Origin of the sequence: Roseococcus microcysteis, from assembly GCF_014764365.1 — a bacterium.
Classification (GTDB): Bacteria; Pseudomonadota; Alphaproteobacteria; order Acetobacterales; family Acetobacteraceae; genus Roseococcus; species Roseococcus microcysteis.
On sequence record NZ_CP061718.1, the window covers coordinates 1,641,458 to 1,654,350 of the forward strand.

The window sequence follows — 12,893 nt, forward strand, 5'->3', positions numbered from 1 at the left end:
CCCTTCCAGCACGCCCAGCCTTAACGCAAGGCGAAGCGCAAGCTATACCCCCTGCTCCCACGCGGCCCACATCCGGAAAAGCCCAGAGCCTTGCCCGATCTTGTTGACGAAGTTGATGAGGAACTGCGCGCCGAACGCGCCAAGCGGCTGGCCATGCGCTATGGCAGCCTGCTGGCCGGGGCGCTGCTGCTGGTGCTGGCGGGCGTGGCCGGCTGGCAGGGCTGGCGCTGGTATGAGAATCGCCAGGCCGGCCAGGCCGCCGCGCAATTCCTGACCGTGGCCCAGCAGGCCGCTACCGAGGGCGCCGACATGCGCGCGGCCGCCGAGCGCTTCAACGCCATCGCCGCCGAGGCGCCCCCCGGCTACCGCACCCTGGCCCGGCTGCGCGCCGCCGCCCTGCTGGCCGAGACGGGCCAGCGTGACGAGGCGCTGGCCGCCTACAACGCCCTGGCCGGCGATGGCGGGGTGGACAGCCTCTACCGTGACCTCGCCACCGTGCTATGGGGCCTGCACGCGGTGGACGTGGCCGATGCGGGAGAGATCACGGCCCGCCTCACCCCGCTGGCGGGCGATGCCGCCCCCTGGCGCGCCTCCGCGCGGGAGGTGCTGGCGTTGGTCGCGCTGCGCGCCGGACGCAATGCCGAGGCGCGGGGACATCTTCAGGCCCTGCTGGCCGATGCGGCGACGCCGCCCGGAATCCGGGAACGCGCGAACCGCCTGATGCAAGGAATGGGAAGCTGATGGACAAGCCCGTGAATGCCCCTCTCTGGGGCCGCCGCGCCGCCCTGCTGGGCGCCGCCGCGCTGGTCGCCGGCTGCGACACCATCACCGACGCGACCGACCGGCTGCTCGGCACCCGCAAGGAGCCGCTGCCCGGCGCCCGCGCGCCCGTGCTCTCGGCCCAGCGCACGCTGGGGGTGGATGCCTCCGCCCAGGCGCGCCCCTTCACACTGCCCGCCCCCGTGGTGAACACCGCCTGGACCACGCCCGGCGGCAATGCCGGCCACGCGCCGGGGCACCTGGCCCTCGCCCGCCCGCTGGGCGAGGTGTGGCGCAGCTCCATCGGCACCGGCACCGGCTACCGCCAGCGCATGACCGCGCCGCCCCTGGTCGAGGGCGAGACCGTCTATGCCATGGACGCCATGGGCCGTGTCTCGGCGCTCGACATCGCGCGCGGCAACCGCCGCTGGCAGCGCGACACCCGCCCCGAGGATTCGCGCGGCGGCGCGCTGGGCGGCGCCATGGCCCTGCATGAGGGCAGCCTCTACGTCGTCACCGGCCTCGCCGAGGTCATGGCGCTGGACCCCGCCACGGGCGAAATCCGCTGGCGCGCGCCCATGCCCTCGGCCGCGCGCGGCGGCATCGCGGTGGCGGGCGGGCGCATCCTGGTGCCCAATGTCGAGAACAATGTGGTGGCCTTCTCCACCCAGGATGGCAGCCGCGCCTGGTCCTTCCGCGGCACGCCCGTGCAGGCGCTGATGCTGGGCCAGCCCAGCCCCGCCGTGGACGGGGACATCGCGGTGGTGGGCCTCGCCTCGGGCGAGATCGTGGCGCTGCGCGTGGCCGATGGCCGCACCGTCTGGACCGAGAGCCTGGGCATGGCGCGTTCCGGCGCACCCTCGCTCTCCGACATCAGCGCCATCACCGCCATGCCCGTCATTGACCGTGGGCGCGTGCATGTGACCAGCGTGGGCGGCACCAGCGCCTCGCTCGACCTGCGCTCGGGCCGGCGGGTATGGGAGCGCGATGTGGGCGGACCCGTAACGGTGGCCGCGGCCGGCGATTGGGTGTGGCTGCTCTCGCGCGAAGCGGAACTGATCTGCATGGGGCGCGAGGATGGGCGCATCCGCTGGATCACCGCCCTGCCCTCCTTCGGCGACCCGGACCGGCGGCGCGACCCCATCCTCTACGGCCCGCCCGTCCTCGGCGGCGGGCGCCTGCTGCTGACCAGCAGCACGGGCCAGGCCATCGAGGTGGACGCAGATGCGGGCGAGATCATCGCGCGCTCCCGCCTGCCCTCGGGCTGCACGCTGCAGCCGGCGCTGGCGCTGGAAGGCGCCTATCTGCTGGTGGACAGCGGCAGCGTCGTCGCCCTGCGCGGCGTGGGATGAGCACGGCCGAACAGGGCGGCGGGCTGCCCGTCGTCGCCATTCTGGGCCGGCCGAATGTGGGGAAATCCTCCCTGTTCAACCGGCTGGTCGGGCGGCGCATCGCCATCGTGGACGACACGCCCGGCGTCACGCGCGACCGCAAGGAAGCGGAGACGATGATCGCCGGCCGCGACGTCATGCTGGTGGACACGGCCGGGCTGGAGGAAGCGGCCCCCGAGACGCTGTTCGGCCGCATGCGCGCGAGCAGCGAGGCGGCGCTGGACATGGCGGACGTGGCCATCTTCGTGGTGGATGTCCGCGCGGGCATCACGGCGGCCGACCGCGCCTTCGCCAACTGGCTGCGCCGCGCCCGCCGCCCCGTGATCCTGGTGGCCAACAAGGCCGAGGGCCGCGGCGGCGCCTCCGCCGCCATGGAGGCCTATGAGCTGGGCCTGGGCGACCCCATCGCCGTCTCGGCCGAGCATGGCGAGGGCATCGGCACCCTCATGGACGAGATCGCGGAACACCTGCCCGCCCCACCGGAGGATACGGGCCAGGACGAGGACAACCGCCCGCTGCGCCTGGCCATCCTGGGCCGGCCCAATGCCGGCAAGTCCACCCTGCTGAACACGCTGATCGGCGAGGAACGCATGATCACGGGGCCGGAGCCCGGCCTCACGCGCGACGCCATCGCCTCGGAATTCGAGGATGAGGTGGGGCGCATCCGCGTGGTGGACACGGCGGGGATGCGCAAGCGCGCCCGCATCACCCACCGGCTGGAGGAGATGAGTGTCGCCGCCTCCATCAACGCGCTGCGCGAGGCGGAGGTGGTGGTGCTGGTCCTCGACGCCCTGCTGGGGCTGGAGGAGCAGGACATCCGCATCGCCCGCCTGGCGGAGCGCGAGGGCCGCGCCGTGGTCATCGCGCTGAACAAGTGGGATGCGGTGGAGGACCGCGCGGCGGCGCGGGGCCGCGTGGCGGACACGCTGGAGACCTCGCTGAACCAGCTGCGCGGCATCGAGGTGGTGACCATGTCCGCCGCCACGGGCGCGGGGGTGGACAAGCTGATGCCCGCGGTGCGCCGCACCCATGAACGCTGGAACCGCCGCATCGGCACGGGCGCCTTGAACCGCTGGTTCGAGCACATGCTGGAAAAGCACCAGCCGCCGCTGGTGGATGGGCGGCGCCTCAAGCTGCGCTACGCCACCATGCCGAAGGCACGCCCGCCCACCATCGTGATCTTCGGCACGCGGGCCGAGCAGCTGCCGCTGGAATACCAGCGCTATCTGCTGAACGGCTTCCGGACGGAGTTCGACATGCCGGGCGTGCCCATCCGGCTGCAATTGCGCGGGACCGAGAACCCCTACGCCGAGGCCGAATAGGCGCACGGCAGGGTTTCGCAGAATGCCGAAGCGTTGAGGCTCCCTCCCGGTGCAGGCTTGTCGCCCGCGCCGAGGAGACGCCGCCATGTCCGCCGCCTATGAAGCCTTCCGCGCCCTGCATGAAGGCCCCGGCTTCGTCATGCCCAACCCCTGGGACGGCGCCTCCGCGGTGCTGCTGGCGCGGGAGGGTTTTCCGGCGCTTGCCTCCACCTCGCTCGGCATCGCCTTCGCGGCGGGGGTGCCCGATGCGCGGGCGGCCATCAGCCGCGAGGCCGCCATCGCCAATGCGGCGCTGATCGGGCGGCTCACCGGCCTGCCGGTGAATGGCGATTTGGAGGATGGCTTCGGCCCCGCGCCCGAGGATGTGGTGGCGACGGTGGAAGCGGCCATCGCCGCCGGCCTGGCGGGGCTGGGCATCGAGGACATCACGACCGACCCCGCGCGGCCCATCCATGATTTCGACCACGCGGTGGCTCGCGTCGCGGCCGCCGCGAAGGCCGCGCGCGGGCGCATCCTGCTGACCGCGCGCTGCGACAATTTCCTGCACGGGCGGCCGGACCTGGACGACACCATCCGCCGCCTGGTCGCCTTCGCCGAGGTGGGGGCGGATGTGCTCTACGCCCCCGGCCTGCCGGACATGGACAGCATCCGCGCCGTGGTCCGCGCCGTGGCGCCGCGCCCTGTGAACGTGGTGTTCGGGCCGCGCTCCGGCCCCGTGCCCCTGGAGGAACTTGCGGCGGCGGGCGTGCGGCGCGTCTCCTTGGGCGGGGCGCTCTACCGCCACGCCATGGGGGCGCTGGTGGGGGCAGCGCGCGAACTCCGCGCCGGGCGTTTCGACTTCATGCAGGGGGCGGTGACGACGCCCGAGGTCACGGCGCTGCTGCCGCCCGCAAAAGGCTGAAAATCCGCCGCGCCCCCTTGGAGAACGCGGCCCCTGCCCGCACAATCCGCGCCGACAGAGTAGCGGCGGCGCGCGGTGCGCCGCCCACCGGGCTGCGGCGTGCCTCGCGCCCGGGACTTGAGGGCAGGAAAGCGGATGATCAACAAGATCGTGAATTCGGTGGCGGAAGCCCTGGCGGGCGTGAAGGATGGCAGCACCGTCCTGATCGGTGGCTTCGGCAGCGTGGGCCAGCCCGATGAACTCATCGAGGGGCTGATCGAACAGGGCGCCACCGACCTCACCTGCGTCGCGAACAATGCGGGCACGGGGCATGTGGGCCTCGCGCGGCTCATGGAGCTGGGCCGGGTGCGGAAGATCATCTGCTCCTTCCCGCGCAGCGCCGGCAGCGTCGTCTTCGAGGAGCTGTACCGCGAGGGCAAGATCGAGCTGGAGATCGTCCCCCAGGGCACCATGGCCGAGCGCATGCGCGCCGCGGGTGCCGGCATCCCGGCCTTCTACACCGCCACCTCCACCGGCACGCTTCTGGCCAAGGGCAAAGAGGAGCGCGAGTTCAACGGCCGCAAATACGTGATGGAGCACGCGCTGAAGGCCGATGTGGCCCTCATCGAGGGCTGGGAGGCCGACCGCTGGGGCAACATCACCTACAACCAGTCGGGCCGGAACTTTAACCCGGTGATGGCCATGGCCGCCGACCTGACCATCGCGCAGGTGCAGCACATCCGCGAGCTGGGCGAGCTGAACCCCGAGATGATCGCGACCCCCGGCATCTATGTGAAGCGCGTGGTGCGCGTGGATCGCGGCGCGCCCTGGGCGTGACCGCCGGCTCTTTCCTGACCTAAACTCCCCAACGAGGAGAAACGCCATGCAGCCCTTTTCCCGCGCCCAGATGGCCGCCAAGGCCGCCGCCGACATTCCCGAAGGCTGGGTCGTCAATCTCGGCATCGGCATTCCCACGCTGATCGCCGACCATGTGCCGCTGGAGCGCGAGGTCATCTTCCAGTCCGAGAACGGCGTGCTGGGCATGGGCCCCGCCCCCGAGAAGGGCAAGGAGGATCCCTGGCTGATCAATGCCGGCAAGCAGATGATCACGCTGCGGCCGGGCGGCAGCTTCTGCCACCACGCCGACAGCTTCGCCATGATCCGCGGCGGGCACATTGACCTCTGCGTGCTGGGCGGCTTCGAGGTGGCGGAGAATGGCGACCTCGCCAACTGGGCCACCTCCGAGAACGACACCGCCCCCGCCGTGGGCGGCGCCATGGACCTGGGCGTGGGCGCCAAGCAGCTCTGGGTGGTGATGGAGCACACCACCAAGGATGGCCGCCCCAAGATCGTGGAGCGCTGCGGCTATCCGTTGACCGCGCCCGGCAATGTGCGGCGGGTCTATACGAACCTGGCGGTGCTCGACATCGAGCCGGGGCTTGGCTTCGTGGTGCGTGACATCGCGCCCGGCATCAGCCTCGAGGAACTCCAGGCGAAGAGTGCGGCCAAGCTGCACACCCGTTCGTGAGCGCCGCACTCGCCGCCGGCGTGGCGCCCTTCGAGGGCGACCGCGCCGAGAGCATCGAGATGATCCGCGACAGCGCGCGCGGGCTTCTCGGCACCGACATGGCGCGCGTGCGCGCCCTGCGCTTCCAGGAACCGGGCTTCGACCCGGCCCTGCTGCGCGCCATGGGCGAGGCGGGCTGGATCGGCCTCTCCGTCCCTGAGGAAGCCGGCGGCACGGGGCTCGGCCTCGGCGAGGGCGTGGCCCTGGCCGAGGAGGTGGGCCGCGCCTCGGCCCCCGAACCCGTGGTGGCGCTGATGCTCTCGGCCCATCTGCTGGCGGCCGCGGGGGAATCCACCGTCCTGCCACAACTCCTGGCCGGCGAGGCGGTGGTGCTGACCGCCTGGCAGGACCGCGCGCACACGCTCTCGCCCGCCACCTCGGCGGACGGCGCGCGGCGCTTCGTGCCCATGGCGGCGGGGGCCACGCATATCCTCTGGCCCGTGGCCGAGGGCGGGCGCGTGGCGCTCCACCTCCTGACGCGCGACCAGGTCGAGATCACGACCGAACATACCCAGGATGGCGGCCATTACGGCACCGTTCGCCCTCTGCCCTTCACCGGCCATGGGCCCGGCACGCACATCGCCGACGATGTGGGCGCCGCCCTGGCCGAGGGGCTCGACCGCGCGGCGCTGCTGACCGCGGCCTCGCTGCTGGGCGGCATGGAGGCGGCGTTCACCATGACGCTGGATTACCTCCGCACCCGCCAGCAATTCGGCAAGATCATCGGCACCTTCCAGGCGCTGCAGCACAAGGCCGCCGACGCCAAGATCCAGGTGGCGCTGACCCGCGCCGCCGTTGAGCAGGCGGCCGCCGCGCTCGATGATGGCCTGACCGGCGACGCCGCCCGCGCCCTGGTCAGCCGCGCCAAGGCCCGCGCCAGCGAGGCCGGCATGGCGGTGCAGCAGGCCTGCGTCCAGCTGCATGGCGGCATCGGCTACACCGACCAATACGATGTGGGGCTGCATCTGCGGCGGACCATGGTGCTGGCGCCGGCCTATGGCGGTGCCAACCTGCACCGCCGCCGCTTCATGGAACTGGCACCCGAGACCGAGGACGAAGCGGCCTGAGCGCCGCGCGGGAGGAAACAATGGACGGCATGGACCCCAAGACCCGCATGCGCATCACCGAGGAGCGCCATGGCGCGGTGGTGGTGCTGACGCTGGACTACCCCGCGCGCCGCAATGCCCTGGCGGTGCCGCTGCGCGTGGAACTCGAACAGGCCCTCGAACGCGCCTCGGCCGATGGGCAGACGCGCGCTTTGGTGCTGACGGGCAGCGAGGGCGTGTTCTCGGCCGGGGGCGACATCTCGGGCATGGACATCGAAAGCGCCTATGACGGGCGGGAGCGGATGCGCCGCACCCACCGCCTGGTGCGCCTTCTGGCCCGCGGCAACCTGCCCATCGTCGCCGCCGTGGAAGGCTGGGCGGTGGGCGCGGGTCTCTCGCTCGCTTTGCTCTGCGACCACATCGTGGCCGCCGAGGATGCGCGCTTCATGGCCGGCTTCCACAAGATCGGCCTGATGTCGGACATGGGCATGCCCGCCACCCTGCCGGCACGTATTGGTGTGGGCCGCGCGCGCGACATGCTGCTGTTCCACACGCAGTATCTGGGCACCGAAGCCAAGACGATCGGCCTCGTGGACCACGTGGTGCCCAAGGGCAAGGCCCTGGAAGTGGCGCTCGAACGCGCGCAGACCCTGGCCCAGGAAGCGCCCCTGCCCATCGCCTTCACCAAGCAGTGGTTCGCGGACGAGCTCGAAACCGCCCTCGCCCGCGAATCCGACTTCCAGGCCACCCTCTTCACCACGGCCGACTTCCGCGAAGGCCGCGCCGCCTTCCTGGGCAAGCGCAAGCCCAGCTTCCAGGGGCGATGAGGGTGGCGCGGGTGGCGCTTGGGAGGGCCCTGCCCTCCCAAACCCTCCCGCCAGGGGCCAGTGGGCCCCTGGACCCTTTCACCGGGGTTGGGTTTGGAGGGAGGGGGCCGCGCGCGCCCTTCCCCAAGGCTGCGACCTCGACGCCCCCTCCCTCCAAACCCAATACACAGCGAGAGGGGTCCGGGGACCCAAAGTCCCCGGCGGATAGGGTCTGGGGAAGGCGGCGCCTTCCCCAGCAACCGCCGCACCGCCCCCATCATCTCCCGGGAGAAGCCCCATGAATGCCATCACGCCGCGTGAGCCGGATGATCTGAACGCCCTGCCGGACGAGGCCTTCCGCCTGCACATCCGGTCCTGGATCGAGGCCAATTATCCGGCGGAGTTGCGGAACCCCGAGAAGCGCCTCCACTGGGAGGAGAACAAGGTCTGGTATTTCAAGCTGGCCGAGAAGGGCTGGCTCTGCCCCGGCTGGCCGCGGGAGTATGGCGGGCTTGGCCTGTCGCCCGCGAAGCAGATCATCTTCACCGAGGAGCTGGAGCGCTGGGGCTGCGCGCGCTGCAACGACCACGGCATCATCATGCTGGGGCCGCTCGTGATCCGGTACGGCACCGAGGCGCAGAAGCAGCATTTCCTGCCCAAGATCCTGAATGGCGAGCATATCTGGTGCCAGGGCTATTCGGAGCCCAACAGCGGCTCCGACCTGGCCAGCCTCCGCACCGAGGCGGTGGACATGGGCGACCATTATGTCGTGAACGGCCAGAAGACCTGGACGACGCTGGCGCAGGACGCGAACTGGATCTTCCTGCTGGTCCGCACCGACAAGGCGGCGAAGAAGCAGGAGGGCATCTCCTTCCTGCTGGTGGACATGAACACGCCCGGCATCACCGTGCGGCCCATCATCAACCTCGAGATGCATGACGAGTTCTGCGAGGTCTTCTTCGACAATGTGAAGGTGCCGAAGGAGAACCTGGTCGGCCAGCTCAACAAGGGCTGGGACATGGCCAAGGCGCTGCTGAGCTTCGAGCGCATCTACCTGGGCTCCCCCGCCAATCCGCCTACGCCCTGACCCGGCTGCGGCAGCTGGCCGAGCGGATGGGCCTGGCGGACGACCCTCTGTTTGCCGACCGCTACGGCCGCCACCGCACCGATCTGGAGGACCTCAAGGCCCTCTACGCCCGCTATGTGGAGGTGCTGAAGCAGGGCCGCCCGCTGGGCGCCGATGTCTCGCAGCTCAAGATCGTGCAGTCGGAACTGTTCCAGCGCATCACCGAGACGGCGCTGGAGGTGGCGGGCGAGAATGCCGGGCTGTTCGGCCCCATGGAGGGCAACCGGAACCTCAACCCCGGCGCGCTCTACATCCAGGCGCGGCCGACCACGATCTATGGCGGCACCAACGAGATCCAGCGGAACATCCTGAGCAAGAACGTGCTGGAACTGCCGGGATGAGCCAGCGCGACGAATTCCACAGCCTCACCGACACGGCGGCCGGCCTGTTCCGGGAACTCGCGCCGGGTGTGACCACCCGCATCTTCGCGGGCGAGCAGGCCATGCTCTCGGTGGTGGAGATCGCGCCCAACGCCGAGGGCGTCATGCACCATCACCCGGAGGAGCAATGGGGCGTGCTGCTGGAAGGCAGCGCGATCCGCTTCCAGGGCGATGAGGCCATCGAGGTGAAGAAGGGCGATTTCTGGCGCACGCCCGGCGGCGTGCCCCACACCATGCGGGCAGGGCCGGAGGGGTGCCGCGTGCTCGACATCTTCAGCCCGCCGCGCCCGGAATACCGCAAGCCGGGCTCGGGCTTCGGCACCGGCTGATTGACGCCCGGCCCCTCCCGGCGATGATGCCGGGAGAACCGAGCACGGGGGCGGCGATGACGGAGATCTGGGGCTGGACGGCCAGCGAAACGGTGGCGGCCATCGCCGCGCGCAAGGTTTCGGCGCGGGAGGTGGCGCAGTCGGCGCTGGCGCGGCTCGATGCCGTGAACCCCCGCCTCAACGCCGTGGTCCAGACCATGCCGGAGCAGGCCCTGGCCGCCGCCGACGCCGTGGACGCCGCCCTGGCACGGGGCGAGGCGCCGGGCCTGCTGGCCGGCGTGCCCGTCACCATCAAGGTGAATGTGGACCAGGCGGGTTTCGCCACCACCAACGGGCTGCGCGCCCAGGCCAGCCACCGCGCCACCGAGGACAACCCGGTGGTGGCGAACCTCAAGAAGGCCGGCGCCGTCATCATCGGGCGGACCAACACGCCCGCCTTCTCGGTGCGCTGGTTCTGCTCGAACCTGATCCATGGCGCGACCTATAATCCGCTGGGCAAGCACATCACGCCGGGGGGTTCCTCGGGCGGGGCCGGTTCGGCCACGGCGGCGGGCATCGGCGCCATCGGGCATGGGACGGATATCGGCGGGTCCGTGCGCTACCCGGCCTATGTCTGCGGCATCCATGGGCTGCGGCCGACGCTGGGGCGGATTCCGGTGTGGAACCCCTCGCTGCCCGAACGCGACATCGGCCCGCAGCTGATGTCGGTCAGCGGCCCGCTGGCGCGCAGCGTGGCGGATGTGCGCCTCGGCCTGCATGCGATGAGCCTGCCCGACCACCGCGACCCCTGGTATGTGCCCGCGCCCCATGAAGGGCCGGAGCTGCCGCGCCGCGCCGCCCTCTGCGTGGCGCCGGAGGGGATGAAGGTGGACCCCGCCATCGAGAAGGCCCTGCGCGAGGCCGCCGCCCGCCTCAAGGAAGCAGGCTGGGTGGTGGAGGAGGTGGACGCCCTGCCCCCCTGCGCGAGCCCGCCCGCCTGCAGGGCATGCTCTGGATGGAGCTGCTGCACCGGGGCGTGATGGCCGCGGTGGAGCAGGAGAACGAGCCCGCCTCGCTCGCCGTCTACCGGCATTTGGCGAAGCTGACCCCGCCGCCGGCCGACCTCGCGGAGTTGCAGGACGCGCTGACCGCCCGCGCGGGCTTCGTGCGGCAGTGGATGCAATTCTTCACCCAATACCCCGTGGTGCTGCTGCCGGTCTGTGGTGAACTGCCCTTCGACAATGAGGAGGACACCAAGGGCTTCGACCGTTTCCGGGAACTCCTGGAAGCGCAGTTGACCCAGGTGGGCCTGCCCTTCATCGGTGTGCCGGCGCTCGCCATCACCACCGGGATGGCGGGCGACCGGCCGGTGGGCGTGCAGCTCGCCGGGCCCCGCTACCGCGAGGATGCGCTGCTGGCGGCCGGCGAGGCCATCACCGGCGGCGGCGCCATCCCCGCCATTGACCCGAATTGGAGCTGACCATGTGGCGCGTTCTTCCCCTCTTCCTCCTGGCCGGCTGCGTGGCGGCCGGCGGCGGCACGCCCATGGGCCGCTGCGACGCCGTGCTGCGCGTGAGCAATGGCGCGGGCCAGGCCATCGAACAGCTCTATGTCAGCGGCACCGGCCCGGCCGGCTGGGGGCGTGACCGGCTGGCGCCCAACCTCCTGCCCCCGGCGGCACCTTCCAGACGCCGGCGGGCGCCGAACCGCAGGCGGTGCGGGTGGTCTTCGTGGATGGCAGCGCCATCGAGATGGCGGGGCTGGAGGTCTGCGCAACGCCCGTGCTGCGCGTGGGGCCGCGCAGTTTGCAGCCGGAGCGGTAGGCCGGCGCTATTGATTGCCGAGCGGCCGATCAGGCGCTACCGGCCCAGGCTCTCCCGCGCCTGGGTCGCCAGCACATCGGCGCGTTCGTTCATCACGTCGCCGGCATGGCCGCGCACCCATTTCCACTCGACCTGGTGGGGCTTGGCGGCGGCCAGCAGGCGCTGCCACAGCTCGTAATTCTTCACGGGTTCGCGCGCCGCGTTGCGCCAGTTGTTGCGCACCCAGCCCTTGATCCAGCGCTCCATGCCGTTGCGGACATATTCACTGTCCGTGTGCAGCACCACGCGGCAAGGGCGCTTCAGCGCCTCCAGCGCCGCGATGGCGGCGGAAAGCTCCATCCGGTTGTTGGTGGTGGCGGGCTCGGCGCCCGTCAGTTCCCGCTCGGCCGCGCCGAAGCGCAGGATGGCCGCCCAGCCGCCCGGGCCCGGATTGGGCTTGCAGCCGCCATCGGTCCAGATCTCGACCACGCCGCCCGGCGTGTTCTCCGGCGTCTCCACCATCTCAGCCCCCGATCGCGGCGGCGTCGCGCGCATGGGCGAAGAAACGCAGGCGGTGCAGGTATTCCAGCGGGTCCTTGCGCGTGACCATGGCGCCCGGGGGCGTGTTCACCCAGTCATAGAGGCGGGTCAGCAGGAAGCGCATGGCGGCCCCCCGGCACAGCACCGGCAGCGCCGCCCATTCGGCCGGGCTCAGCGGGCGCCGCGCCTGATAGGCGGAAAGGATGGCCCGCGCCTTGGTCACGTTGAACTGGTAGTCGCTCTCGAAGCACCAGGCGTTCAGCACGATGGCGATGTCATAGGCCAGCATGTCCGTGCAGGCGAAGTAGAAATCAATCAGCCCCGAGATGCGCGGCCGCCGCCCCGCATCCTCCAGGAAGAAGACATTGTCCGGGAACAAATCGGCATGGATATGCCCGATGGGCAGGGCGCCCGTGGCGGGCCATTGGACCAGGATGGCGGCGAGTGCGGCGTCCAGTTCCACGATCAGGCCGGGCTCGCCATCCGCCCGGCAGCGGTCCAGCAGCGGGGCCCAGGAATCGGCGCCCAGCCCGTTCTTCCGGGTGGCCGGGAAGCCCATGCCGGCCGCGTGCAGCCGCGCCAGCGCATCGCCCAGCGGCGCGCAATGCGAGGGCCGCACCCGCCGCGGCCAGAAGCCGGGCAGGAAGGTGCAGATGGCGGCCGGCCGCCCCGCCAGTTGCCGCAGCGCCGCGCCATCCCGCCCCGGCACCGGCTCCGGGCAGGAGATGCCCTGCGCCGCCAGATGCCGCATCAGCCCCAGGAACCAGGGCAGTTCCGCCGGGTCCACCCGCTTCTCATACAGGGTCAGGATGAAGTCGCCCTGGGTCGTCTTCAGCGCGTAGTTGGAATTCTCGACGCCTTCCGCGATGCCGCGATAGGCCTGAAGCTCGCCGATGCCATATTCGGCCAGGAAGGCGCGCAGCGCCTCATCCGTGACCTCGGTGTAGACCGCCACTGAACAGGATG

15 protein-coding genes are annotated in these 12,893 nt (G+C 71.2%); 13 read left to right on the forward strand and 2 right to left on the reverse strand.

Features of this window, described 5'->3' with window-relative positions:
- Positions 1-90 precede the first annotated feature (90 nt).
- The 13 genes from ICW72_RS07875 (at position 91) to ICW72_RS20615 (ending at position 11,065) form a co-directional block, all read left to right on the forward strand.
- A complete protein-coding gene (locus ICW72_RS07875) occupies positions 91-741 on the forward strand; it encodes a tetratricopeptide repeat protein (protein ID WP_191085693.1) in 651 nt (216 codons plus the stop codon).
- Positions 741-2,111, forward strand: coding sequence for a PQQ-like beta-propeller repeat protein (locus ICW72_RS07880; RefSeq protein WP_191085694.1), 1,371 nt, complete (start codon positions 741-743; stop codon positions 2,109-2,111). Before ICW72_RS07875 ends, ICW72_RS07880 begins: the two co-directional genes overlap by 1 nt.
- Positions 2,108-3,472 (forward strand): ribosome biogenesis GTPase Der, encoded by a 1,365-nt coding sequence (der, locus tag ICW72_RS07885; RefSeq protein ID WP_191085695.1) that lies wholly within the window; start codon positions 2,108-2,110, stop codon positions 3,470-3,472. The genes ICW72_RS07880 and der overlap by 4 nt, the downstream gene beginning before the upstream one ends.
- 85 nt (positions 3,473-3,557) lie before the next feature.
- Positions 3,558-4,373: an isocitrate lyase/PEP mutase family protein gene (locus ICW72_RS07890; protein ID WP_191085696.1), complete on the forward strand. Its 816-nt coding sequence runs from the start codon at positions 3,558-3,560 to the stop codon at positions 4,371-4,373.
- 135 nt (positions 4,374-4,508) lie between these two features.
- Positions 4,509-5,189 carry a 3-oxoacid CoA-transferase subunit A gene (locus ICW72_RS07895; RefSeq protein ID WP_191085697.1) on the forward strand — a complete coding sequence of 227 codons (681 nt, stop codon included), beginning with the start codon at positions 4,509-4,511 and terminating at the stop codon, positions 5,187-5,189.
- A gap of 46 nt (positions 5,190-5,235) precedes the next feature.
- The gene (locus tag ICW72_RS07900; RefSeq protein WP_191085698.1) at positions 5,236-5,880 is read left to right on the forward strand and encodes a 3-oxoacid CoA-transferase subunit B; all 645 of its coding nucleotides are present in this window, start codon (positions 5,236-5,238) and stop codon (positions 5,878-5,880) included.
- Positions 5,877-6,986, forward strand: coding sequence for an acyl-CoA dehydrogenase family protein (locus ICW72_RS07905; RefSeq protein ID WP_223880901.1), 1,110 nt, complete (start codon positions 5,877-5,879; stop codon positions 6,984-6,986). Before ICW72_RS07900 ends, ICW72_RS07905 begins: the two co-directional genes overlap by 4 nt.
- Before the next feature lie 29 nt (positions 6,987-7,015).
- The gene (locus tag ICW72_RS07910) at positions 7,016-7,792 is read left to right on the forward strand and encodes an enoyl-CoA hydratase/isomerase family protein (protein ID WP_191085699.1); all 777 of its coding nucleotides are present in this window, start codon (positions 7,016-7,018) and stop codon (positions 7,790-7,792) included.
- Positions 7,793-8,069: 277 nt separating this feature from the next.
- Positions 8,070-8,858, forward strand: coding sequence for an acyl-CoA dehydrogenase family protein (locus ICW72_RS07915; RefSeq protein ID WP_223880902.1), 789 nt, complete (start codon positions 8,070-8,072; stop codon positions 8,856-8,858).
- Positions 8,859-8,884: 26 nt separating this feature from the next.
- The gene (locus ICW72_RS20610) at positions 8,885-9,238 is read left to right on the forward strand and encodes an acyl-CoA dehydrogenase family protein (RefSeq protein WP_223880903.1); all 354 of its coding nucleotides are present in this window, start codon (positions 8,885-8,887) and stop codon (positions 9,236-9,238) included.
- On the forward strand, positions 9,235-9,606 hold the full coding sequence (locus ICW72_RS07920) for a cupin domain-containing protein (protein WP_191085700.1): 372 nt from the start codon (positions 9,235-9,237) through the stop codon (positions 9,604-9,606). Before ICW72_RS20610 ends, ICW72_RS07920 begins: the two co-directional genes overlap by 4 nt.
- Positions 9,607-9,662: 56 nt before the next feature.
- Entirely contained in the window at positions 9,663-10,625 is a 963-nt protein-coding gene (locus ICW72_RS07925; protein ID WP_223880904.1) for an amidase, read from the forward strand.
- On the forward strand, positions 10,592-11,065 hold the full coding sequence (locus tag ICW72_RS20615) for an amidase family protein (RefSeq protein ID WP_223880905.1): 474 nt from the start codon (positions 10,592-10,594) through the stop codon (positions 11,063-11,065). The genes ICW72_RS07925 and ICW72_RS20615 overlap by 34 nt, the downstream gene beginning before the upstream one ends.
- Before the next feature lie 379 nt (positions 11,066-11,444).
- On the opposite strand, the gene rnhA is transcribed toward ICW72_RS20615, so the two are convergent.
- Positions 11,445-11,909, reverse strand: a complete 465-nt coding sequence (gene rnhA, locus ICW72_RS07930; protein WP_191086180.1) for a ribonuclease HI — start codon at positions 11,907-11,909, stop codon at positions 11,445-11,447.
- Between the two features lies 1 nt (position 11,910).
- Complete coding sequence (locus ICW72_RS07935) at positions 11,911-12,882, reverse strand: homoserine kinase (protein WP_191085701.1); 972 nt, start codon at positions 12,880-12,882, stop codon at positions 11,911-11,913.
- Between the last annotated feature and the right edge of the window lie 11 nt (positions 12,883-12,893).

Coding starts and splice junctions, on each gene's coding strand:
- rnhA (WP_191086180.1), bottom strand. CDS start 11,909: ATGGTGGAGACGCCGGAGAACACGCCGGGCGGCGTGGTCGAGATCTGG.
- ICW72_RS07920 (WP_191085700.1), top strand. CDS start 9,235: ATGAGCCAGCGCGACGAATTCCACAGCCTCACCGACACGGCGGCCGGC.
- ICW72_RS07925 (WP_223880904.1), top strand. CDS start 9,663: ATGACGGAGATCTGGGGCTGGACGGCCAGCGAAACGGTGGCGGCCATC.
- ICW72_RS07915 (WP_223880902.1), top strand. CDS start 8,070: ATGAATGCCATCACGCCGCGTGAGCCGGATGATCTGAACGCCCTGCCG.
- ICW72_RS07900 (WP_191085698.1), top strand. CDS start 5,236: ATGCAGCCCTTTTCCCGCGCCCAGATGGCCGCCAAGGCCGCCGCCGAC.
- der (WP_191085695.1), top strand. CDS start 2,108: ATGAGCACGGCCGAACAGGGCGGCGGGCTGCCCGTCGTCGCCATTCTG.
- ICW72_RS20615 (WP_223880905.1), top strand. CDS start 10,592: ATGCTCTGGATGGAGCTGCTGCACCGGGGCGTGATGGCCGCGGTGGAG.
- ICW72_RS20610 (WP_223880903.1), top strand. CDS start 8,885: ATGGGCCTGGCGGACGACCCTCTGTTTGCCGACCGCTACGGCCGCCAC.
- ICW72_RS07880 (WP_191085694.1), top strand. CDS start 741: ATGGACAAGCCCGTGAATGCCCCTCTCTGGGGCCGCCGCGCCGCCCTG.
- ICW72_RS07895 (WP_191085697.1), top strand. CDS start 4,509: ATGATCAACAAGATCGTGAATTCGGTGGCGGAAGCCCTGGCGGGCGTG.
- ICW72_RS07910 (WP_191085699.1), top strand. CDS start 7,016: ATGGACCCCAAGACCCGCATGCGCATCACCGAGGAGCGCCATGGCGCG.
- ICW72_RS07890 (WP_191085696.1), top strand. CDS start 3,558: ATGTCCGCCGCCTATGAAGCCTTCCGCGCCCTGCATGAAGGCCCCGGC.